Origin of the sequence: Ewingella allii (assembly GCF_044430645.1) — a bacterium.
Classification (GTDB): domain Bacteria; phylum Pseudomonadota; class Gammaproteobacteria; order Enterobacterales; family Enterobacteriaceae; genus Ewingella; species Ewingella allii.
This window is the reverse complement of the sequence record NZ_JAWUDN010000004.1, coordinates 299,836-322,527: the sequence shown is the minus strand read 5'-3', so window position 1 is coordinate 322,527 and position 22,692 is coordinate 299,836. Positions and strand designations below refer to the sequence as shown.

The following is a 22,692-nucleotide window of genomic DNA, read 5'->3' as shown; positions in this document are numbered from 1 at the left end:
TTGCAGCGGCGTTAGTCGTAGAAGTCGCGGGCCGGATCCAGAACGGGGCGAATAATCCCAGCGCGGATCACGTAATCACCAAAGCCTTCATCGTTTTCACGCTCTTTCGCCCAGCGGCCGACCAGCTCGTCGATAATCGCCAGAATGTCAGTATCAGAGATGTTCTCCCGATACATTCTTGGAATACGCGTCCCTTCACGGTTACCGCCAAGGTGCAGGTTGTAACGGTTCATGGCTTTACCCACCAAACCAATTTCAGCCAGCAGCGCGCGGCCACAGCCGTTAGGGCAACCCGTCACACGCAGAACAATGTGCTCTTTGCCCACCCCGTGCTGGTGCATGATGCCTTCCACTTTGGTGACAAACTCTGGCAAGAAGCGTTCTGCTTCAGCCATCGCCAGTGGACAGGTCGGATATGAGACGCAGGCCATGGAGTTTTTGCGCTGCTCGGTGACGCTGTCGTCGATCAGGCCATGGTTGCGGGCCAGTGTTTCGATCGCGTCTTTATCTTTTTCCGAGACACCGGCGACGATCAGGTTCTGGTTAGCAGTAAGCCTGAAATCCCCTTTGTGGATCTTAGCGATTTCTGCCAGACCGGTTTTTAGCGGCTTGCCCGGATAATCCAGAATACGGCCGTTTTCGATAAACAGCGTCAGGTGCCACTGCTTGTCGATCCCCTTCACCCAGCCAATGCGATCGCCGCGTCCGGTGAATTCATAAGGGCGAACCGCTTCGAATTCGATCCCTGCGCGCTTCGCCACTTCGTCGCGGAACACTTCCACGCCAACGCGCTCAAGGGTGTATTTGGTTTTGGCATTTTTACGGTTGGTGCGGTTGCCCCAGTCGCGCTGCGTGGTCACTACCGCTTCGGCCACGGCCAAGGTTTTATCCAGCGGAATAAAGCCCAGTTCGCTGGCGGTGCGGGCGTAAGTTGCCTTGTCGCCGTGGGCGATAGACAGGCCGCCGCCGACCAGCACGTTGAAGCCAACCAGCTTGCCGTTATCGGCGATCGCCACGAAGTTCAGATCATTGGCGTGAAGATCGACATCGTTTTGCGGCGGGATCACCACCGTAGTTTTGAATTTACGCGGCAGATAGGTTGGGCCGAGGATCGGCTCTTCATCCGTGGTTTCGACTTTCTCTTGATCCAACCACACCTCGGCGTAAGCGCGGGTGCGCGGCAGTAGGTGTTCGGAGATCTTCTTCGCCCACTGGTAGGCTTCCTGATGCAGCTCTGACTCCACCGGGTTCGAGGTGCACAGCACGTTGCGGTTAACGTCGTTGGCGGTCGCCAGCGCGTCCAGACCTAGCTTATTCAGCAGCTGGTGAACCGGCTTTACGTTAGGTTTGAGGATACCGTGGAACTGGAAGGTTTGACGGTTAGTAATACGAATACTGCCGTACAGCGTGCTCTCTTCAGCGAATTTATCAATACCCAACCACTGGTCTGGCGTCATCACGCCGCCCGGCAGGCGGCAGCGCAGCATCATCGCGTGGCGCGGCTCCAGCTTCTGCTCGGCGCGTTCGGCACGGATGTCGCGGTCATCCTGCTGGTACATGCCGTGGAAGCGGATCAACAGGAAGTTGTCGCCGTTGAAGCCGCCGGTCAGGCCATCTTGCAAATCTTCAGTAATGGTTCCGCGCAGGAAATTGCTTTCCTTTTTAAGACGTTCAGCATCAACCAGCGGCGCATCAACTATTAACGGGCCGGGACCGGGATTCTGTTCACTCCACAACTTATTGCTCATAATTTCTCACTTATTCGCTTATTACCCAAAATCATTCACATTGCAGGTAGGCGGCAACTGAATGAACCCCGATGAGCTGACACAAGTCAGTGATTCGGGTGAGTGAAGGAAGCCAACACCCCTGCAATTTGAAGGATGCAGGGTATTAGTAGACGTCGCGCTGATAACGGCGATCCAAACGCAATTCACTTAAAAATTCGTCGGCGGTTTCCAGATCCATCGACCCCTGCTGAGAGATAATTTCCAACAGCGCTTGCTCGACGTCTTTTGCCATACGGTTGGCATCGCCGCAAACATAGACGTGCGCGCCCTCTTGCAGCCAGCGCCAGACTTCGGCGGCGTTTTCGCGCAGCTTGTCTTGAACGTAGACCTTTTCAGCCTGATCGCGCGACCAAGCCAGAGAAATGTGGGTCAGTAAGCCGTCTTTGACGTAACGCTGCCATTCAACCTGATACAGGAAGTCCTCAGTGAAGTGCGGGTTGCCGAAGAACAGCCAGTTTTTACCACCGGCGCCGTCGTTTTCGCGCTGCTGCATAAAGGCGCGGAATGGCGCGATGCCGGTGCCCGGGCCAATCATAATCACTGGCGCATCCGGGTTAACTGGCAGGCGGAAATTGTCGTTATGCTCGATGAACACGCGAACTTCGCCATCTTCTTGCAGCCGGTCAGCCAGATAGCCCGATGCACCGCCGGTGCGGGCGCGGCCGTCGATTTCGTAGCGCACGGCGCCGACGGTGATATGCACTTCAGACTCATTCTCGGCCTGAGATGAGGCGATGGAGTAGAGGCGCGGCGTCAGCGGGCGCAGCAAATCAACCAACTGCTGGGCATCCAGCTCGGTCGGCGCCTGACGCACCATGTCGACGAACGGCGTGTTTTGCGCGAACTGCTGCAAGGCGTGCTTGTCGGCCAGTAGCGCGTTCAGCTGTTCATCGCGGCACGCTGCGGCGTATTTCTCAACGATTGGCGTGGTGTTTTGGGTCAGTTCGATGTGATGCTGTAACGCCTCGCTCAGCGCTAACGTTTTGCCATTCACCTCGACCGACTCATCGCCTTTCAGCCAGAGCAGTTCAACCACTTCTTTGACCAAGGCTGGATCGTTTTCGAACCAGATACCCAAGGCGTCGCCCGGCTGGTAGCGCAGGCCAGAATCACCCAGATCAATCTCGATATGGCGCACGTCTTTATCCGAATTACGCCCGGTGATTTTCTGGTTTACTGAGAGCAATGCGGTCAGCGGCTCTTCTTTAGTATAAGGGCTGCTGTCGACTTGGTTGACCGCGCCAGCTAGCGAGGCGGCAGGCTGGGCAGTGGCTTCAGCCGGAACGCGCTGTTTGAGCACTTCCACAATGCGCTTGCGCCACTCTTCGGCCTGAGCCTGATATTCAACGTCAGCGTCCACGCGATCCAGCAGGCGCTCTGCGCCCAGTTCGCCAAGACGGTTGTCGAAATCTTTCCCGGCCTGACAGAAGAATTCGTAAGAAGTGTCACCCAGTGCAAACACGGCAAACGCCGTATCTTTCATCTGTGGCGCTTTCTTCGATTGCAGGAATTTGTGCAAGGCGACGGCTTCTTCGGCCTGCTCACCTTCCCCCTGAGTGGAGGCAACAATTAGCAGCAATTTTTCCTGACCGATTTGTTTGAACTTGTAATCACCGGCGTTAACCAGATTGACGTTCAGTTTTGCGGCGATCAGGTCATCGCGCACCTGCTCGGCCAAACGACGGGCATTGCCGGTCTGGGAAGCGGAAATCAGGGTAATAGCGGCCGCGGCGGGCGCAGGTGCTGCTGCCGGAACAGCGCCCGGCTGTTGATTCACCATTCCCCAGAAATAGCCAGATAGCCATGCCAGCTGCGTTGGTGAGTATTCACCAATGGCAGACTGGAGCTTAGCCAGTTGCTCTGGAGAAAGAGGCAAGATAGAAGTTGGAGGAGCCTGAGTCGTCATCGCGGTACGAATTCCCTTATGCATAAGCCAGTCATCAATCCGGCCTTCGTGCACAAGAAAGACCGTAAATCACCCCACGTAGAAAAGCGACGGAGGCTGCAGTTTGTAAGGTTAACGAGGCTGATGATAACAATTAAAGAAGTGATGGAAATATTAAATAACCAAAATGACTAAGTGGTTTTAGAGATAGTCATAACCACTAAAAGTGGTAAGTAGTGATTTTTTATCTTACTGAAATAGCTATGAAAATCGGCAGACATTTATCCGACTAGGCAAAACAGTTTGTTATATAAAGAAAAACCCCGCCGGAGCGGGGTGAAAATACTTTATCAGCAGCAGATTTTATAGATGGAACTGGCCATGTTCTTCGAACCAGGCGAACTGCCCGGCGGCAAAGACCGACATCTTGCTGCTGCTGTGGCCGGTGTCCGGCAAATCGACAAAGTGCCAGTTAAACGGCGTGTTGTTCTGCTCGGCGCGCTGCTGTGAGGTGGTGAAATAGCTCTCGGCACGATCAAGGCGGTTGCTCCCCTGCGCCATCACCTGCTTGGACAAACGCTGCGCGCGCGTTTCAGGATTATCATCTTCACTGCCGACGGCAATCAGCATCGGCTTGGCAAAATAACTGGCGAGCTGCTGCTGGTTGACGCTCACCGGCGACTCGCGCAGGCCATAAGGCCAGCGCTGGTCGGTATCCGGCAAGGTCCACCAGGTCGGCGCGGCACAGACGGCGGCTTTCACTTGCGGCTGCGGCAATAGCGTCAGCATACGGTGAACAAACTGGCATCCGGCGCTGTTGCCGAAAAGGTAGAACTGCGACTGGCTGGTGACGCCCTGCTTCTGCAACTGGCTGAACAGCGAATCGACCAGCGTGAAAGTCCATTGCGACGCGGGCAGCTTGCGATGGGTTTTGGGATCAACCAGATTGCCAAGGTTATAACCCGCCGCGCCGGGGAAGTCCTGCTCGCTGAACTTCGGCACCACCACGCGCAAATGGTACTGGTTCGCCATGGTGATCCATTCATTGCGCGCATTGACGGCGTTACGATCGCCTTCGGTCATCACCATCACGATAGGCGTTGTGGCATCAGCACCCTCGGGTTGATAGGTGAAAACGTCCAGCGTCTTTTTCCCCTGCGCCACCAGAATATGTAAATTGCCCGCGCCCGTCGGGAAAGTCAGGGCAACAGGTTTAGCAGCAACGGCAGGCTTGGCGGTTTTCGGCTCAGTTTGAGCAGGTTTGATATCAGCAGGCTTGGGGCCAGCAGCCTTGGATTCCGCAGGCTTTGAGTCCGTAGACTTGGCATCGGTGGAAGCTGGCGCGGCTGGCTGGGGGAGCGTTTCCGCACCGACGCTCGCCGTGAATAGCACCGACAATATGGCCAAACGCAGCACAGTAATCATGCAAACACTCAATAGGTTAGTCTCACTGCTGCCACTTTAAGTCAGTAAATCAGGCTGAGTAAAGCAGTGGTTGGTAACGCCTTGTACAGCTATGTACCGTGGATTTCGTGGCGCGAACGCCGGATTTCCGTTACTATGCCGCGTTTTTTGAGCAACGAGACAGCACCATGACCACCACACTCTTTAAAGATTTTCAGTTCGAAGCCGCACACCATTTACCTCACGTTCCAGCAGGCCACAAATGCGGCCGCCTGCACGGGCACTCTTTCTCGGTGAGATTAGAAATCACCGGTGAAGTGGATCCGCATACGGGTTGGGTAATGGATTTTGCTGATCTTAAAGCGGCATTCGCCCCGACATTGGACCGTCTCGACCACTATAATCTCAACGATATTCCGGGCTTAGAGAACCCGACCAGTGAAGTGCTGGCCGAGTGGATCTGGAATGAGATGAAGCCTAAGCTGCCCCTGCTTTCCGCCGTACGCGTCAAAGAGACGTGCACCGCAGGCTGCGTCTATAAAGGCTAAGCGATATTTAGGTATTTGTGGGTCTGCATCGACAGCCGCCAATTTTTTGCAATGCAGGTCGCAATGCACAATTTGGTGGCTTCTTCTTTTTGACTGATGGGCTGCAAAGCGATGATGCGCGCTTTTTCGTCGGTCAATGTCGCCAGTAACGCTTCCAAGGCATCAATATCGCGCTGACGCGCCACCGGATGCTTCACTTCATCAGCCCGTTTCAAGGCCTGCGGCAGAATGTCATAGCCGCCGCGCATGTTCACCTTTGGCGACACCGTAACCCAAGTATTCACCGAGCAGCGCACCTCATGGGTTCCGCTGGTTTCTATCTGGCAGCTAAAACCATTTTTTTCCAGCAGCGTGGTGAGCGGCATTAAATCGTAAATGCACGGCTCTCCGCCGGTGATCACCACGTGACGCGCCGTATAGCCCTGCTGAAGAATAATCTCGTGCAGTTGCTCTGCGGTGGCGTTGCCCCAGGCGTCACTCTCTTCGGTCTTCACCAAAATGCGTTGTACGTCGACTTCCCGATCGGCGATTTTGTCCCAGGTATGTTTGGTATCGCACCAACTACAGCCCACCGGGCAGCCCTGCAGGCGAATAAAGATAGCCGGCACGCCGGTAAAATAACCTTCCCCTTGCAGGGTTTCGAACATTTCATTAATCGGGTACTGCATGGTTTTCTCAATCATCTCTAAAAAATCAGCGCGCATTATCACAGATAGTGCACGCTGTTCCAAACTTCGACCCAAGCAGATTTGTCAGTAAAGGTGATTGATGGCCTCGGTGAAGCGTTGAGTGATCTGTTGAGGCCGGGTGATGGCGCCCCCCACAACCACGGAATACGCCCCCAGTGTCAGGCAGCGCGCGGCCATTTCAGGCGTGTCCACATTGCCTTCAGCGATGACCGGAGCGCCGCACTGTGCGAGCACCTGGCGCAAAAAGGCGAAGTCATCTTGCCACAGCTTGCAGCCCGCGGTTTCCGGGGTATACCCGTGTAAAGTGGTGCCAATGCAGTCAAAGCCTAAGGCCTCAGCATTGACCGCCTCTTCGACGCTGGCAATGTCGGCCATCAGCAGCAAAGAGGGATATTTCTGCCGAATCTGCTGCACTAAGGCCGCCAACTGCAACTCCCCCGGACGTCGATGCAAGGTGGCATCAAGGGCGATCATTTGCGGACCTGCGGTCATCAGCTCGTCAACCTCTTGCATTGTTGCGGTGATATAGACTTCGCTGTCGGGATAATCGCGCTTGATAATGCCAATGACCGGCAGAGTCACGGTGGCGCGAATCGCCTGCACATCTACAACACTATTGGCGCGGATCCCCGCCGCCCCGCCCTGCATGGCGGCCAGCGCCATGCGGCTCATGATGAAATCGCTGTGTAAAGGTTCGTCATCCAGTGCCTGACATGACACCACCAGTTTACCTTTTATGGCCGCTAACATTGACTGATTCATACTCCCAACATCTCCTCAATTTCGTTTTTAATCACCGTGACATGTGGCCCATAAATGACCTGAATCCCATTCCCACGAATCAGTACCGCCCTCGCGCCACTCGACTTCAGCTGGCTTTCATTCACCATGTTGGCCTGATGCACGCTTATCCGCAGCCGTGTGGCGCAGCAGTCCAGCTCGGCAATATTGCTCGCACCGCCCAACGCTTCAATGATCACTCCGGCACGGTCGGTGGTGATGCTGGCTTGTTCTACTTCCGCGTCATCTCGACCTGGCGTTTTAAAGTTGAAACGGGTGATCAGATAGCGGAAAGAGAAGTAGTAGAGTGCAAACCAAGGCACTCCCACCAATGGTACGTACATCCAATTGGTTTTGCCTTCGCCCTGTAGAACCCCGAAAAGGAGGAAGTCGATGAAGCCACCGGAGAATGTCTGACCAATGGTGATATGCAGAATATGGGCAATCATGAAAGCCAGCCCGTCAAACACCGCGTGCAGCACGTACAGCATCGGCGCGACAAACAGGAAGGAGAATTCAATCGGCTCAGTGATACCGGTGAGGAAAGAAGTTAACGCCGCAGAAAGCAGCAGACCGGCCACTTTCTTTTTATTTTCAGGCCGCGCGGTGCGGTACATCGCCAGACAAGCCCCCACCAGACCAAACATCATAGTGATGAAACGCCCGGACATAAAACGCGACGTGCCGACGTAAAAATGCTGAGTTGAAGGGTCGGCCAACTGGGCAAAGAAGATACGCTGGGTTCCCTCCACCAGATGCCCGTTTACCACCTCACTGCCGCCCAGTGCTGTGGTCCAAAAAGGCAGATAAAATATATGATGCAGGCCGAAAGGCCCGAGCATGCGCAGGACAAAACCGTAGATAAAGGTGCCCAAATACCCCGTGGCATCCACCAGCCCGCCCATGCCAAAAATCACTTTTTGGAAATGAGGCCAGATGAAGAACATCAGCGCCCCGACAAAAATTGCCGCCACCGAAGTAATAATAGGCACAAAGCGCGAGCCTCCGAAAAATCCGAGGAATTGCGGCAGTTGAATTTTGTTATAGCGACTATGCAGCAGCCAGGTGACTAATCCAATCACCACGCCGCCAAAAACGCCTGTTTCCAGAGTCTGTATGCCCAACGCCATTCCCTGCCCCGACGCACTGAGATTGCTGGCCGCCAACTGCCCCTTGAGGATCAAAATGGCATTAATAGTAGCGTTCATGACCAAATAGCCGAGTAGCGCGGATAGCCCTGCGGTTCCCTTGTCACTTCGCGCCAGCCCAACCGCCACCCCGACGGCAAACAGCACCGCAAGGTTGGCAAAAACAATGGAGCCCGCGCTGGCCATCACGGTAAAGATGGCCTGTAGCGCCGGAATATTCAGAAACGGGTATGCCGTCAGGGTATTGGGGTTCGAGAGCGCCCCGCCAATCCCCAACAGCAAACCCGCCGCTGGCAAAATCGCGATAGGCAACATGAAAGACTTGCCAAATTTCTGCGCCCTTTCAAACCAAGTTCCACCGCCTGAACCATTGAAGATCGACATGAGATAACTCCGCGTTAGGTTGTTTTGGTAATTATTTTCACCACAATATATTTATATAAAAATAATTACCACCAAATAAGGCGAGTTATCCATATGGAATTCTTCTGGCGTTAACTGCGTCACATCAGCCAAACTAGAGAGGTCAATTAATCAGAGGAGAGCCGAGTGAGTCAGACCATGGAAACGGGCACGCTATTACTGCGATTGCGCCAAGGGTTGGAGAATTACAGCCCGACACTGCATAAGCTCGGCAACTTTGTGCTCGAGCAACCAGAAAGAGTGCTTTATCTGACCATTACCGAATTGGCGCGCGAGAGTGATACCAGCGAGGCCAGCGTCACCCGACTTTGCCGCCAGCTAGGTTGTAAAGGCTTTACAGAATTCAAGATGGGTCTTGCTCTGGAAACTCGCCAAAGCCAAGCTCGTCAGGACACTGACGGGGATGATGAAGTGCAGTTGGTCATTGACGACAGCATTACCGCGCTGCGAGATACGGGGAAATTACTCGATCGGCAAACTCTGGCTGATACCGCGTTAGACATTCATAACGCCCGATCCGTACAAATTTATGGCGTGGCTGCCAGCGCGATCGTGGCGGATTATTTGGGCTACAAGCTGCTGCGCTTAGGCAAAGCATCGCAGTGCTTCTCCGATATGCATCGCGCGGCAATGAATGCGGTAAGTTTGGACAAACAAGACATTGTGGTCGTGATTTCCAGCTCCGGCTCGACAAAGGACGTGCTCCATGCCGCTGAACTGGCTAAGCGTCAGGGCACCAAAGTGATTGGTATCAGCAACACGCTACGCAGCCCGCTCTCTTCTCTGGCTGATACTTTGCTGGTGGCCGCTAAACCTGAAGGGCCTTTGACGGCGGGTTTGCTGACCTCGAAAATCGGCGGAATGCTGCTGGTAGAACTGCTGATAAATCAGCTGCTAACCCTCTCTCCTGATTACCTTCAAGCCAGCCAACAAAGCGCCAGCGCGACGCTTTCTCTCTTGCTCTAGCATTCTGCATGGCGAGATTTCATTTGTTTTAGGCATAAAAAAACCCGCCGAAGCGGGTTTTTAGGAAAGTGTTCTAAAGCGCAGTAATTACTGGCCTTTAACTTCTTTCAGACCGTTGAACGGTGCTGCATCACCCAGCGCTTCTTCGATACGAATCAGCTGGTTGTATTTAGCAACACGGTCAGAACGGCTCATAGAGCCCGTTTTGATCTGGCCTGCAGCAGTACCAACAGCCAGGTCAGCGATGGTAGCGTCTTCAGTTTCGCCTGAACGGTGAGAGATAACTGCAGTATAGCCAGCATCTTTCGCCATTTTGATCGCTGCCAGAGTTTCGGTCAGAGAACCGATCTGGTTGAATTTGATCAAGATGGAGTTAGCGATACCTTTTTCGATACCTTCTTTCAGGATCTTGGTGTTAGTTACGAACAGATCGTCACCAACCAACTGGATTTTGTCGCCCAGAACTTTAGTCTGGTAAGCAAAGCCATCCCAATCAGACTCGTCCAAACCGTCTTCGATAGAAACGATTGGGTACTGTTTAGTCAGGTCTTCCAGGAAGTGAGTGAACTCTTCAGAAGTGAAAGCTTTGTTGCCTTCGCCAGCCAGAACGTATTTGCCGTCTTTGTAGAATTCAGACGCAGCACAGTCCATCGCCAGAGTGATGTCTTTGCCCAGCTCGTAGCCCGCTTGTTTAACAGCTTCAGCGATAACAGCCAGAGCTTCAGCGTTAGAACCCAGGTTTGGCGCGTAGCCACCTTCGTCACCAACAGCAGTACCCATACCTTTAGATTTCAAAACTTTAGCCAGAGTGTGGAAAACTTCAGAACCCATACGGATGGCTTCTTTAAGGGTTTTCGCGCCAACAGGCTGGATCATGAACTCTTGGATATCAACGTTGTTATCAGCGTGCTCGCCACCGTTGATGATGTTCATCATTGGCAGAGGCATAGAGTATTTGCCTGGGGTGCCGTTCAGTTCAGCGATGTGCGCGTACAGCGGCATGCCTTTAGAGGCAGCAGCAGCTTTAGCCGCAGCAAGGGAAACAGCCAGAATCGCGTTAGCACCGAACTTAGATTTGTTCTCAGTACCGTCGAGATCGATCATGATCTTGTCGATGTTAGCCTGGTCTTTCGCGTCTTTACCTTTAACAGCGTCAGCGATTGGGCCATTTACTGCAGCAACGGCTTTAGTAACGCCTTTGCCCAGGTAACGTGATTTATCACCGTCACGCAGTTCCAGCGCTTCGCGAGAACCAGTAGATGCGCCTGATGGAGCCGCTGCCAAACCTACGAAACCGCCTTCCAGATGAACTTCAGCTTCTACAGTAGGGTTACCACGGGAGTCGATGATTTCACGACCGATCACTTTAACGATTTTGGACATTAGGATTTCCTCAGTACAAGTTAACTAAAGCTTCAGACAAACAACGTGCCAATGGCACGTTGTTTCTCCTATATTTATTTTACCTGACGCTTCTGATACTCACCGGCAGCTTTAACAAAGCCTGCAAACAACGGATGACCATCACGCGGCGTTGACGTAAATTCCGGGTGGAACTGGCAAGCCACAAACCATGGGTGGTTTGGCAGCTCGATAATTTCCACCAGTTGCTTGTCGCCAGAGCGTCCTGCAACGCGTAAACCCGCGGCTTCGATCTGTTTGAGCAGCATGTTGTTTACTTCGTAACGGTGACGATGACGTTCAACAATCGTCGGCTCGCCGTACATCTCGCGAACCAGGCTACCGTCAGTCAGGTGGCATTGTTGCCCACCGACACGCATGGTGCCGCCTAAATCACTCTCTTCAGAACGGACTTCTACATTGCCGTTCTCATCACGCCATTCGGTAATCAATGCCACAACCGGGAACTTACAGTCTGGCACAAATTCGGTTGAGTTGGCGTTTTCCATGCCAACAACGTGGCGGGCAAACTCCATCAACGCGACCTGCATACCTAAACAAATACCCAGGTAAGGGATGTTGTTTTCGCGCGCATATTGGGCGGTCATCACTTTCCCTTCCACACCACGGTAACCGAAGCCACCAGGGATCAGGATAGCGTCCAACCCTTTCAGAATTTCTACACCACGCGTTTCGACATCTTGCGAGTCGATAAGTTTGATGTTGACGGTCAGACGATTTTTCAGCCCGCCGTGCTTAAGTGCTTCGATAACAGACTTATAAGCATCTGGCAGCTCAACGTATTTACCCACCATCCCGATGGTCACTTCGCCACCTGGGTTCGCTTCTTCGTACACTACCTGCTCCCATTCGGACAGGTTAGCTTCAGGCGGGGTCAAGCTGAATCGTTTACAAATATAGTCGTCCAGACCCTGGGATTTCAATAGGGCCGGGATTTTATAAATGGAATCAACGTCTTTAAGTGAAATAACCGCTTTTTCTGGCACGTTACAGAACAAGGCGATTTTCGCGCGTTCGTTGGCCGGTACGGCACGGTCTGAACGGCAGATCAGCACGTCTGGCTGAATACCAATCGACAGCAGTTCTTTAACAGAGTGCTGGGTTGGTTTGGTTTTCACTTCGCCGGCGGCTGCCATGTACGGAACCAGAGTCAGGTGCATGTACAGCGTGTGCTCACGGCCGACTTCTACCGCCATTTGGCGAATAGCTTCCAGGAATGGCAGAGATTCGATATCGCCAACGGTACCGCCAATTTCAACCAGAACCACATCATGGCCTTCGCCGCCTTCGATGATACGTTCTTTAATGTTGTTGGTGATGTGTGGGATAACTTGAATAGTCGCTCCCAGATAGTCGCCACGGCGTTCTTTGCGCAGTACGTCAGAGTAGATGCGGCCCGTAGTGAAGTTGTTGCGACGAGTCATTTTGGTGCGGATGAAGCGCTCGTAGTGACCTAAATCGAGATCCGTTTCAGCACCGTCTTCGGTGACGAACACTTCGCCGTGCTGAGTTGGGCTCATGGTGCCCGGATCCACGTTGATATACGGGTCCAGTTTCATGATGGTCACGTTGAGGCCACGGGCTTCGAGAATAGCCGCCAGAGAGGCTGCGGCAATGCCTTTACCCAGAGAGGATACGACCCCGCCGGTCACAAAAATATAATTAGTTGTCATGCTGAACCTGAGAGGTTAGGTTTAAAGACGATGGAATAACCAAGACGGGAAAACAGTATACCGGAACCTTGTGCGCGCCACAAATAAAGGTTTTGCTGTTTATCATCGTTTTCTTCGCCTCAGTTCAGAAGAGTTAACTCTTCAAGCCCCTACCTCTGATTCTTTTAAAAACAACAAGTTAACCATTGTGATTCGCTAACTTGCTGCCGTAGCCCAATAAAATCTCTTAGATTTCAATTTGTTGGACTTTGCTCTCTCAGGCCAAACAATACTTGGCTGACTAAGTTTGAGCTTAACCGTTTCAGCACTGACAGATATTGTCGCCGATCAAAGTCCGAGCGGACGTCAGTGCGCCTCGCCCTGCTTCACTTGCTGCCACGCCTCTTCCATTTGATCCAAGGTTGCGCCCTCCATGGTTAAGCCTTGCTCACGAATAATCTGCTCGACATGACGGAAGCGGCGTTCAAACTTACGGTTGGCGGCCTGTAGTGCATCTTCCGCTTTATGTCCCAGATGGCGCGACAGATTGACGGTCGCAAACAGCAGGTCGCCAATCTCTTCGCCCAGCTTCTCTTCGTCGATAACCGCCTGTTGCGCCTCGTGCATCACTTCGTCGATCTCTTCATAGACTTTATCCAGCACCGGGCCGAGGGTGGTCCAGTCGAAGCCGACGTTAGCGCAGCGCTTTTGGATTTTATGCGCGCGCATTAGGGCTGGCAAAGCCTGTGGAATATCATCCAGCGCGGAATGCAGCGACTTCTCTGCCCTTTCCAGCGACTTGCGCGCTTCCCATTTCGCTAACACATCCTGACTGCTCTTCTCCTTTTGCGGGCTGCCGGCATTAGCGAAAACGTGAGGATGACGGCGCTCGAGCTTGTCGGAGATGGCATTGCAGATATCGTCGAAGGCAAACAGCCCCTGCTCGCTGCCCATCTGAGCATAAAACACCACCTGAAAGAGTAAGTCACCCAGCTCGTCGCGCACGTCGTCGTAGTCCTTGCGAGCGATAGCGTCGAGCACTTCGTAAGCCTCTTCTAGAGTGTAAGGCGCGATAGTTTCAAAGGTCTGCTCCTTGTCCCAAGGGCATCCGGCAATAGGGTCGCGCAGGGTTTTCATGATGGTGAGCAAACGTTGCAGGGCTGATTCTGTCATGGCGGACTATCCGTTTCTTATTGGGCGACGGGCGTCTGAGCGCCAGCCGTAAAAATAAAGGCCCGACAAGCGGGCCTGTAAAATCACAATGCTTAGTTGCCGTGAAGGCGTTTGGCGTCAATCACATCCGGCAGTTGGTTGAGCTTGGCAATCACGCGCCCCAGCACCTGCGGGTTGTAGATTTCGATGTCCATATCGATAGTCGCCAGCTGCTGCTTGGTGTCGCTACGGCTGGCAACGCCGAGCACGTTAACCTTCTCGTTGGCAAGAATGGTGGTGATGTCGCGCAGCAGGCCGCTGCGGTCATTGGCGACCACGCGGACCACCAGCGAGTAACCACTGGAATAACTTTCGCCCCACACGGCGTCAACCACGCGCTCAGGCGCATTCTGGCGCAGGTCTTCCAACTGGTCACAGTCGGCGCGGTGAATCGAAATCCCACGACCCTGAGTGATATAACCCACAATCTCATCGCCCGGAATCGGCTGGCAGCAGCGCGCGATGTGGTGCATCAGATTACCCACGCCTTCCACCACTACGCGACCATTGTCCTTGCCAGTGCTACGCGGCGGCGGCGCAGAGGTTTTCTGCGTCAACTGGCGCAGCGCCTCTTTGTCTAACTCTTCCGCACTCGGCTTTTTCAACTGAGATTGCAGGAAGTTAACCATCTGGTTCAGGCGAATATCACCGTTACCGATGGCCGCCAGCACTTCATCCAGCGAGTTGACGTTGTAGCGCGGCAGCAGCAGTTTCTCGGCATCTTTGATGCTGATATCCAGCCTGTCCAGCTCGTCATCAAGGATCTGTTTGCCGGCAATAATATTTTTGTCGCGATCCTGCTTGCGGAACCAGTTGTGGATCTTCGACCGCCCACGGCTGGTGGTGACATAGCCGAGGTTCGGGTTCAGCCAGTCGCGGCTTGGATTCGGGTGCTTCTGGGTGATGATCTCAATCTGATCGCCCATTTGCAGCTGATAAGTGAATGGTACGATGCGCCCGCCAATCTTAGCCCCGATACAGCGGTGACCGACATCGCTGTGGATGTGGTAGGCGAAGTCGAGCGGCGTGGAGCCCATCGGCAAGTCAATGACATCGCCTTTTGGGGTGAACACGTAGACGCGATCGTCGAACACCTGACTGCGCACTTCATCAAGCATTTCGCCCGAATCGGCCATCTCTTCCTGCCACGCAATCAGTTTACGCAGCCATGCAATGCGGCCTTCGTAGCCACCGCTGCGGCCACCGGCCACGGCAGTACCCTCTTTGTATTTCCAGTGCGCGGCCACGCCCAGTTCGGCATCTTCATGCATCTGGCGGGTACGGATTTGCACTTCAAGGGTTTTGCCTCGCGGCCCGAGAACCACGGTATGAATGGACTGATAGCCGTTAGGTTTCGGGTTGGCGACGTAGTCATCAAACTCGTCAGGCAGATGGCGGAAATGGGTGTGAACGATACCCAACGCCGCATAGCAATCTTGCAGGCGCTCGACCACGATACGCACCGCGCGAACGTCAAATAGCTCGTCAAATGACAGCGCTTTTTTCTGCATCTTACGCCAGATGCTGTAGATGTGTTTCGGACGACCATAGACATCAACTTTGATGCCCTCTTCGGCCATCGCACCGCGCACGGTGGAGACAAAATCGTCAATATACTGCTCACGGTCGATGCGACGCTCGTGCAGCAGTTTGGCGATTCTTTTGTATTCGTCAGGATGCAGGTAACGGAAGCAGAAATCCTCCAGCTCCCATTTTAACTGGCCGATGCCCAGACGGTTAGCCAGCGGCGCATAGATGTTGGTACACTCTTTCGCCGCCAACACGCGCTCTTCTTCCGGCGCGTCTTTCACTTCGCGCAGGTGAGCGATACGTTCGGCAAGCTTGAGCACCACGCAGCGGAAATCTTCCACCATCGCCAGCAGCATGCGGCGAACGTTATCCACCTGCTCGGAGGCCATGGAGTCGTTTTGCGTGGCTTTTAGCTGGCGGATGGCGTCCATATCGCGCACGCCATGCACCAGATCGGTGATGCTTTTGCCAAACTGCTGGGTCAGCGTGTCTTCATTGATAATGCCAACATCAACCAGGGGGAACAGCAGCGCGGCGCGCATACTGTCGTTGTCCATGCTCAGGGTAGAGAGGATCTCGACCATCTCCAGCCCGCGCCATAAAAGCAGCGAGGCGTCCGGATGGCCTTGTGTCTGTTGTTCGCAGTAGCGCCAGGTTTCGGCTAAACGCTCACATGACTGCTGGCTAGAAAGGCCTAAACTGGTTATCCAGTCGTCGAGCGCAAACTCGCCTGCCGTGTTCAAATGTGCACTTCTTACCGCAACCATACCCTCTCCCTACATTTCTGCTGCCATTCAGGCGACAGACGGGTTGATAAACAGAGCCATCGACTCAAGATGCCCAGTGTGCGGGAACATATCCAGCATGCGAACCTGAGCTAAGCGATAACCCGCCTCCAACAAAATTTTGCTGTCCCGCGCCAAAGTCGTGGGGTTGCATGAGACATACACCACGCGCTGCGGATTCAGCTTAATAATATGTGTCATAACGCCAGCAGCACCGGCCCTTGCAGGGTCCAGCAGCACTTTATTAAAGCCCTGTGCCGCCCAAGGTTGCTGGCTGACATCCTCTTCCAGATTTTCATGGAAGAATTCAGCATTGTTCAAATTATTTCGAATGGCATTATCTTGCCCATTCGCCACCAACGTGGCAACACCTTCTACGCCAGTGACGTGCTTTACACGCTTGGCTAAAGGCAGGGTGAAATTACCCACGCCGCAGAATAAATCCAATAGGCGATCGTCGGAATTGAGATCTAGCCATTCAATCGCCTGTGCCACCATTTGCTGGTTGACGTCATCATTCACCTGAATGAAATCACGCGGGCTGAATTTCAGCGTCAGGCCATCAATTTCATAGAACGGCGGCTCACCGCACAGCAGCGCTAAACTGTCGCTTTCTGCCGCCAGCCATACCGCCACGCCGTGTTCAGCGCCAAAGGCCAACAGGCTGGCGCGGTCTTGCTCTTTCAGCGGATCGAGATGGCGCAACACGATTAATGGACCATTTTCGGCCAGCACCAGTTCAACATGCCCCAAACGTTGGGCCGCTGAGAGGTGAGAAAGACAGTGTTGTAAAGGCACCAACAGACGTTCCAGCTCAGGGCGCAGCACCGAACAGCGATTTATCCCCACCAGATCATTCGAGCCTTCCTGACGAAAACCCATCACCAGCGTAGAAGAAGATGAGGAAGACGCCATTTTATTTTTGCCTTTCCCGCCGCCTTTCCCACTTCCGGCAATCTGTAAACCCAGTCGCGCGCGACGACGATAGCCATATTGCGGGCCAGCGATCACCGGCTGGGGTTGCGCTTCTACCCCCGTTTCGCGTGAAATAAGGCGTAATAAGGCCGCAGATTTGCTCTGTTGCTGTAATACTTCACTAGCATGTTGCTGCTGACAGCCGCCGCAGGTAGTGAAATGTGGGCAGGCCGGTTTCACGCGCTGTTCGCTGGTGGTCAGCAGGCGTTTTACACGCCCTTTGGCATACTGGCGTTTATCCTCGGTGAGCGTCACCTCGGCCTGTTCGCCGGGCAGCAACCCGCTGATAAATATCGCCTTACCATTGTGGCGCGCCACACCCTGACCAAATGCATCAAGGTCGGTGGCAGTCACAGTTATTGTTTGCCGGGTCGTCACGCGACGATTCGGAGAGTAGAATTGGGCCATTATTGTTGATTGCACGCTGAGTCAATTAAGGTCTTTCAGCTGCTGATTCTCCCACATTGGAACCTCATGACCAAATATAGCCTTCGCGCACGGATGATGATTTTAATTCTGGCACCGACTTTGATGATTGGTTTGCTGCTCAGCACCTTCTTTGTGGTGCATCGTTATAACGAGTTGCAGAAGCAATTAACGGACTCCGGTTCCAGCATTATTGAGCCCTTGGCCGTCGCCAGCGAATATGGCATGACCTTCCGTGAGCGAGAGCCGGTAACGCGTTTAATCAGCCGACTGCATCGCAACCATTCAGAGATTGTTCGCGCCATCAGCGTGTTCGACGGGCAGAACAAACTCTTTGCGACCTCAAACTCGTTGCGCGAAGGCAACAAGTTGCAGGTGGCTTCAGTTAGCGATATTCCGCGCGAACTCACCCAAAAACGCATGGGAGACTCACTGATTTTGCGCACGCCGATTTTGGCGGAAAACCACACGGCGGCGGATGACGACGCCTTCCACACCTCGCCTGCGCGCACTCTCGGCTACATCGCCATTGATCTGGATCTCAGCTCTGTTCGCCTACAGCAGTATCAGGAGGCCTTTGTCTCCACCATGTTGCTGCTGCTCTGTCTGGGTATCGCCACGCTGTTCGCTTACCGCCTGATGCGCGACGTGACTGGCCCAATTCGCAACATGGTCAATACCGTTGACCGTATTCGTCGCGGCCAGCTCGATAGCCGGGTCGAAGGCAACATGCTGGGTGAGCTGAGCATGCTGAAAAACGGCATTAACTCGATGGCCATGTCGCTGACTGCCTACCATGAAGAGGTGCAACAGAACATCGATCAGGCCACCTCGGATCTGCGAGAGACGCTGGAGCAGATGGAGATCCAAAACGTGGAACTGGATCTGGCGAAAAAGCGTGCGCAGGAAGCTGCCCGTATTAAGTCCGAGTTCCTTGCCAATATGTCCCACGAGCTGCGTACCCCGCTCAACGGGGTGATTGGCTTCACTCGCCAGACCCTGAAAACGCCGCTGTCGCCTACGCAGGCCGATTACCTGCAAACCATTGAACGTTCTGCCAATAACCTGCTGACAATTATTAACGACGTGCTCGACTTCTCGAAACTGGAAGCCGGCAAACTGGTGTTGGAGCATATCCCGTTCTCCCTGCGTGAAATGCTGGATGAAGTGGTGGTATTGCTGGCACACACCGCCCATGAAAAAGGGCTAGAGCTGACGCTCAATGTGCACAATAACGTGCCGGAAAGTGTCCTTGGCGACCCAATGCGCTTGCAGCAAGTTGTCACTAATTTACTCGGTAATGCCATCAAGTTCACCGAAAATGGCAACATTGATATCAATGTGGAAGTTCGCTCGCAGAACAATCTGCAAGTGGAACTGGAAGTACAAATCCATGACACAGGGATCGGAATATCTGAGCGCCAGCAGTCGCAGCTCTTCCAGGCATTCCGTCAGGCCGATGCCAGTATTTCCCGTCGCCACGGCGGCACCGGGCTGGGGCTGGTTATCACTCAGCGGCTGGTCAAGGAGATGGGCGGCGACATCAGCTTCTACAGCCAAATTAATCGCGGATCGACCTTCTGGTTCCACATCACCCTTGAGTTGAATGACAACCGACACATCACGCCGCTTTCCATGTCCTGTCTGGAAGGTAAGCGCCTGGCCTATGTGGAAGCCAACCCAGCGGCGGCGAAAGCCACGCTGGAAATCTTGCAATCTACGCCGCTCGACGTGGTGCATCGCACGACCATTCAAGCACTGCCGGACCCTTATTACGACCTGATGCTGTGCAGCATTCCGGTGAAACTCGACCACCAACTTTCTGACTACGACGAGCGCCTGCAGAAAGTGTTAAAGATGACTGACAGGCTGATGTTGGCACTGCCGAGCGAATTCCAGGTGGATGCTGAGTCCCTTAAAAATCGTGGGGTACGAGCCTGTTTAATCAAGCCTATCTCCAGTATTCGCCTGCTGCCGCTGCTGCTTGCGACGCCTTATTCCCCGCCACTCCTGAACGTGGACGGCGCGCGTTCTGACCGCCTGCCGCTGACGGCCATGGCGGTGGACGACAACCCGGCGAACCTTAAGCTGATTGGGACTCTGCTGGAAGAATTGGTGGAAACCACCCTGCTCTGCCATAGCGGCGAAGAGGCCATCGACATGGCGCGCAATAACGATTTGGATATCATCCTGATGGATATTCAGATGCCAAACATCGATGGTATTCGCGCCAGTGAAATCATTCACCAGATGCCGCACCACGCAAAAACGCCTATTGTCGCCGTCACCGCCCACTCGCTGAGTGGCGAGCGTGAACAGCTGCTCAAGGTGGGCATGGACGATTATCTGGCGAAACCTATTGATGAGAGCATGCTAAAACGCGTGCTGGCGCGCCATTACTCCCACCAGACGCCGCAGGAATCCCCGCTGAATCAGCAGAGCGGCAGCATGCCGATGAGCACGCTGGATTGGCAACTGGCCCTGCGCCAGTCTGCTAACAAAGAGGATTTGGCGCGCGATCTGCTGCAAATGCTGGTCGATTTTCTCCCGCAGGTCACTGAGCGGGTGAACGCCGTAGCGCAGGGCCAACCGGACGAAGACATCCTGTCGCTGATCCATAAGCTGCACGGCAGCTGTAGTTACAGCGGCGTGCCGCGTTTGAAACAGCTCTGTTTTTACCTTGAACAGCAACTGCGTAAAAACATCCCGGCGAGCGACCTGGAGCCGGAATGGTTCGAGCTGCTGGACGAAATTGAAAATGTGACCCGCGAAGCGCAGCTGCACCTGAAACGGTAAATTATGCGGCACCAACATTTGCTTGAGATCTCACTTACGGAAAATAGTTTCTGTTCGCGACCACACTAACTCACTGAAATTAAGCGTTATTTATTCCTCATGTAAAAATCCTATGGTCGGGAGGTATTTACAACTCCCGATCACTTTGGTTTAACTCTACTCATCAGTTGCGCAGTTTTCCGTCACTCTATTTCTGGGCTGAAGTCGGTATTTTTGCGCGAGCTGATTTTTTTTGATTCAAAAATGAGAGCGCTCTCTTTTTATTTATGAGGCGCAAATCGTAGTCTGTCTTCCTGACGACGAGACCTGAAACCAGACAATCCCACCGATGACTGTCTCTGATTTAAGTAGAGGAAAAACGCATGGATCTGGAAAACACAATCATGGAGTTGTTGGTTCACGCAGGAAGCGCCCGTAGCCATGCCATGATGGCGTTACAACACGCCCGCCGTGGTGATTTCCCTGCCGCAGAGCAGGCAATGGACGAGTCGCGTCAGGCCGTGTCTCATGCCCACGGCATGCAAACTGAGCTTATTGGTTTGGATGAAGGCTGCGGCAAAATCCCGGTTAATCTGATCACTGTCCATGCGCAGGACCACTTGATGAATGCGATGGTCATTCAGGATTTAGCCGTTGATATGATTGAGCTTTACCGTCGTTTACCGCCAGCACCTGCAACCGCGGTAGGCACATTACAGGCCAGCCATTGCTAGCCTGACCTCACGCAATACATCGTTTTAACTAGCCAAGCACTGACAAAAATAGCCATTAACAAATAATAATGCGGAAATAATCCGCTCGGGGGTGTGTAGTGTCTAAACCGAATGTCCTGCTCGAACGTTATGTTTTGCCTTTTGCTTTGAAGATAGCCTCGCAAAAGCACGTCCTGTCGGTGCGCGACGGCATCATTTTGAACATGCCATTTATGCTGATTGGCTCGTTCTTCCTGATTTTTGCTTACCTGCCTATTCCGAGTTACGCCAACATGATGGGCGAGGTGTTCGGCGCGGCTTGGCGAGAAAAGCTGCTCTACCCGGTGAAAGCGACCTACGACATCATGGCGATTATCTCCAGCTTCGGCATCGCCTACCGTCTGGCGGAGAAGTATAAAACGTTGGACCCGCTGACTACCGGCGCCGTGTCGCTGGTGGCATTCATTCTGACTATTCCGCAAAACACCCTGTTCCAGCCACTCAATGGCGCGACCGAGCAAATCATCAAAGGCGTGCTGCCAATGAATTTCATCGGCAGTCAGGGGCTGTTTGTGGCGATTGTCATTGCCATACTTTCGACTGAAATTTATCGCTTCGTCCACGACCGCAATCTGGTGATCAACATGCCTGCGGGTGTGCCACCGGCGGTGGCGAAATCCTTTTTGGCGCTGATCCCGGGCTTTGCCGTTATGGCGGTAGTGCTGGCCCTGCGTTTAGGGGTTGAAGCCACGCCGTTCGGCAACATCAACAATATGATTGCCACCCTTATCGGCATCCCGATGCACCATATTGGCGGTACGCTGCCGGGGATGATTTTCTCGGTGATACTGATTGGTTTGCTGTGGATGGTGGGGCTGCACGGTGATGCCATCGTGCTGGTCTTCATCCAGCCGGTGTGGCTGTCGAACATGTCCGAAAACCTGACGGCCTTCCAGAACGGCCAGCCTATTCCACACATTATTACTCAGCAGTTTTACGACTTATGGATAGCGCCAGGCGGCACCGGAGCCTTGCTGGGGCTGGTTATCTTCATGCTGCTGCGCGCCCGCAGCGCGCAGATGAAACAACTGGGGAAAATTGCCGCGCCGGGCTGCCTGTTTAATATTAGCGAGCCAATGGTGTTTGGTATTCCGCTGGTGATGAACCCGTACTTCGCCATTCCGTTTATTCTGACTCCTGTGATTCTGGTGATTGTCACCTATACCGCAATGGCTACCGGGCTGGTGACACCGCCGGTAGGGATTGCGCTACCGTTCACGACGCCAATCTTCATCAGTGGCTATCTGGCCACCGGCGGGCATATTTCTGGCACAGTGATTCAGGTGGTGAATTTGGCGATTTCGCTGGTGATTTACTATCCGTTCTTCCGCGCCTGGGACAAGTTGAAGTATAAAGAAGAGCATCAGGCCGCGCAGTTAGAAGCGGAGAAAGCGCAAACCGCCGCAGGGCAATTAACCGCCCGCTGATTTGAGCACTGCTGTAGCAAATTGAAAAAACAAAAAAAGCTCGGCGTCTGTCCTTCAGCGCCGGGCTTTTGCTTTTAAAAGT

Annotated in this window: 16 protein-coding genes; 5 read left to right on the top strand and 11 right to left on the bottom strand. The window is 53.6% G+C overall.

Annotated elements, in window-relative coordinates; genetic code table 11:
* Positions 1-11: 11 nt before the first annotated feature.
* The 3 genes from cysI to SBO83_RS12120 form a co-directional block, all read right to left on the bottom strand.
* Complete coding sequence (cysI, locus tag SBO83_RS12130; protein ID WP_353501058.1) at positions 12-1,748, bottom strand: assimilatory sulfite reductase (NADPH) hemoprotein subunit; 1,737 nt, start codon at positions 1,746-1,748, stop codon at positions 12-14.
* 145 nt (positions 1,749-1,893) lie between these two features.
* On the bottom strand, positions 1,894-3,696 hold the full coding sequence (cysJ, locus tag SBO83_RS12125; RefSeq protein ID WP_396131718.1) for an NADPH-dependent assimilatory sulfite reductase flavoprotein subunit: 1,803 nt from the start codon (positions 3,694-3,696) through the stop codon (positions 1,894-1,896).
* A gap of 342 nt (positions 3,697-4,038) precedes the next feature.
* Positions 4,039-5,100 (bottom strand): hypothetical protein, encoded by a 1,062-nt coding sequence (locus tag SBO83_RS12120; RefSeq protein ID WP_396131672.1) that lies wholly within the window; start codon positions 5,098-5,100, stop codon positions 4,039-4,041.
* 167 nt (positions 5,101-5,267) lie between these two features.
* Between SBO83_RS12120 and queD the strand changes: the two genes are divergently transcribed.
* The gene (gene queD / locus SBO83_RS12115) at positions 5,268-5,627 is read left to right on the top strand and encodes a 6-carboxytetrahydropterin synthase QueD (protein ID WP_353501056.1); all 360 of its coding nucleotides are present in this window, start codon (positions 5,268-5,270) and stop codon (positions 5,625-5,627) included.
* On the opposite strand, the gene queE is transcribed toward queD, so the two are convergent.
* The 3 genes from queE to SBO83_RS12100 form a co-directional block, all read right to left on the bottom strand.
* Positions 5,624-6,295 (bottom strand): 7-carboxy-7-deazaguanine synthase QueE, encoded by a 672-nt coding sequence (queE, locus tag SBO83_RS12110; RefSeq protein ID WP_353503903.1) that lies wholly within the window; start codon positions 6,293-6,295, stop codon positions 5,624-5,626. The two genes, queD and queE, sit on opposite strands and share 4 nt — an antisense overlap.
* Positions 6,296-6,379: 84 nt before the next feature.
* Positions 6,380-7,078: a putative N-acetylmannosamine-6-phosphate 2-epimerase gene (locus SBO83_RS12105; protein WP_396131671.1), complete on the bottom strand. Its 699-nt coding sequence runs from the start codon at positions 7,076-7,078 to the stop codon at positions 6,380-6,382.
* Positions 7,075-8,628 (bottom strand): PTS transporter subunit EIIC, encoded by a 1,554-nt coding sequence (locus SBO83_RS12100; RefSeq protein ID WP_396131670.1) that lies wholly within the window; start codon positions 8,626-8,628, stop codon positions 7,075-7,077. The genes SBO83_RS12105 and SBO83_RS12100 overlap by 4 nt, the downstream gene beginning before the upstream one ends.
* A 177-nt stretch (positions 8,629-8,805) precedes the next feature.
* On the opposite strand from SBO83_RS12100, the gene SBO83_RS12095 reads away from it, so the two are divergent.
* Entirely contained in the window at positions 8,806-9,633 is an 828-nt protein-coding gene (locus SBO83_RS12095) for an SIS domain-containing protein (protein WP_396131717.1), read from the top strand.
* Positions 9,634-9,720: 87 nt separating this feature from the next.
* On the opposite strand, the gene eno is transcribed toward SBO83_RS12095, so the two are convergent.
* The 5 genes from eno to rlmD form a co-directional block, all read right to left on the bottom strand.
* On the bottom strand, positions 9,721-11,016 hold the full coding sequence (gene eno, locus SBO83_RS12090; protein ID WP_353501053.1) for a phosphopyruvate hydratase: 1,296 nt from the start codon (positions 11,014-11,016) through the stop codon (positions 9,721-9,723).
* 74 nt (positions 11,017-11,090) lie between these two features.
* Positions 11,091-12,728 carry a glutamine hydrolyzing CTP synthase gene (gene pyrG / locus SBO83_RS12085; RefSeq protein ID WP_034787426.1) on the bottom strand — a complete coding sequence of 546 codons (1,638 nt, stop codon included), beginning with the start codon at positions 12,726-12,728 and terminating at the stop codon, positions 11,091-11,093.
* Between the two features lie 345 nt (positions 12,729-13,073).
* Positions 13,074-13,880 carry a nucleoside triphosphate pyrophosphohydrolase gene (gene mazG / locus SBO83_RS12080; protein WP_396131669.1) on the bottom strand — a complete coding sequence of 269 codons (807 nt, stop codon included), beginning with the start codon at positions 13,878-13,880 and terminating at the stop codon, positions 13,074-13,076.
* Positions 13,881-13,972: 92 nt separating this feature from the next.
* Positions 13,973-16,216, bottom strand: a complete 2,244-nt coding sequence (relA, locus tag SBO83_RS12075) for a GTP diphosphokinase (protein WP_396131668.1) — start codon at positions 16,214-16,216, stop codon at positions 13,973-13,975.
* Between the two features lie 27 nt (positions 16,217-16,243).
* Entirely contained in the window at positions 16,244-17,617 is a 1,374-nt protein-coding gene (gene rlmD, locus SBO83_RS12070; RefSeq protein ID WP_396131667.1) for a 23S rRNA (uracil(1939)-C(5))-methyltransferase RlmD, read from the bottom strand.
* A 66-nt stretch (positions 17,618-17,683) separates the two neighbouring features.
* Between rlmD and barA the strand changes: the two genes are divergently transcribed.
* The 3 genes from barA to celB all read left to right on the top strand — a co-directional run bounded on the left by barA (position 17,684) and on the right by celB (position 22,610).
* A complete protein-coding gene (barA, locus tag SBO83_RS12065) occupies positions 17,684-20,431 on the top strand; it encodes a two-component sensor histidine kinase BarA (RefSeq protein WP_396131666.1) in 2,748 nt (915 codons plus the stop codon).
* 362 nt (positions 20,432-20,793) lie between these two features.
* On the top strand, positions 20,794-21,144 hold the full coding sequence (locus SBO83_RS12060; RefSeq protein ID WP_185688539.1) for a PTS lactose/cellobiose transporter subunit IIA: 351 nt from the start codon (positions 20,794-20,796) through the stop codon (positions 21,142-21,144).
* A gap of 116 nt (positions 21,145-21,260) precedes the next feature.
* Positions 21,261-22,610, top strand: coding sequence for a PTS cellobiose transporter subunit IIC (gene celB, locus SBO83_RS12055; protein ID WP_396131716.1), 1,350 nt, complete (start codon positions 21,261-21,263; stop codon positions 22,608-22,610).
* The last annotated feature ends 82 nt before the right edge of the window (positions 22,611-22,692 follow it).

What these genes read in the sequence shown, in the direction of transcription:
- relA (WP_396131668.1), bottom strand. Translation starts at nt 16,216, where the DNA reads ATGGTTGCGGTAAGAAGTGCACATTTGAACACGGCAGGCGAGTTTGCG.
- mazG (WP_396131669.1), bottom strand. Translation starts at nt 13,880, where the DNA reads ATGACAGAATCAGCCCTGCAACGTTTGCTCACCATCATGAAAACCCTG.
- SBO83_RS12060 (WP_185688539.1), top strand. Translation starts at nt 20,794, where the DNA reads ATGGATCTGGAAAACACAATCATGGAGTTGTTGGTTCACGCAGGAAGC.
- SBO83_RS12120 (WP_396131672.1), bottom strand. Translation starts at nt 5,100, where the DNA reads ATGATTACTGTGCTGCGTTTGGCCATATTGTCGGTGCTATTCACGGCG.
- SBO83_RS12095 (WP_396131717.1), top strand. Translation starts at nt 8,806, where the DNA reads ATGGAAACGGGCACGCTATTACTGCGATTGCGCCAAGGGTTGGAGAAT.
- eno (WP_353501053.1), bottom strand. Translation starts at nt 11,016, where the DNA reads ATGTCCAAAATCGTTAAAGTGATCGGTCGTGAAATCATCGACTCCCGT.
- cysJ (WP_396131718.1), bottom strand. Translation starts at nt 3,696, where the DNA reads ATGACGACTCAGGCTCCTCCAACTTCTATCTTGCCTCTTTCTCCAGAG.
- SBO83_RS12105 (WP_396131671.1), bottom strand. Translation starts at nt 7,078, where the DNA reads ATGAATCAGTCAATGTTAGCGGCCATAAAAGGTAAACTGGTGGTGTCA.
- queE (WP_353503903.1), bottom strand. Translation starts at nt 6,295, where the DNA reads ATGCAGTACCCGATTAATGAAATGTTCGAAACCCTGCAAGGGGAAGGT.
- SBO83_RS12100 (WP_396131670.1), bottom strand. Translation starts at nt 8,628, where the DNA reads ATGTCGATCTTCAATGGTTCAGGCGGTGGAACTTGGTTTGAAAGGGCG.
- cysI (WP_353501058.1), bottom strand. Translation starts at nt 1,748, where the DNA reads ATGAGCAATAAGTTGTGGAGTGAACAGAATCCCGGTCCCGGCCCGTTA.
- pyrG (WP_034787426.1), bottom strand. Translation starts at nt 12,728, where the DNA reads ATGACAACTAATTATATTTTTGTGACCGGCGGGGTCGTATCCTCTCTG.
- queD (WP_353501056.1), top strand. Translation starts at nt 5,268, where the DNA reads ATGACCACCACACTCTTTAAAGATTTTCAGTTCGAAGCCGCACACCAT.
- barA (WP_396131666.1), top strand. Translation starts at nt 17,684, where the DNA reads ATGACCAAATATAGCCTTCGCGCACGGATGATGATTTTAATTCTGGCA.
- rlmD (WP_396131667.1), bottom strand. Translation starts at nt 17,617, where the DNA reads ATGGCCCAATTCTACTCTCCGAATCGTCGCGTGACGACCCGGCAAACA.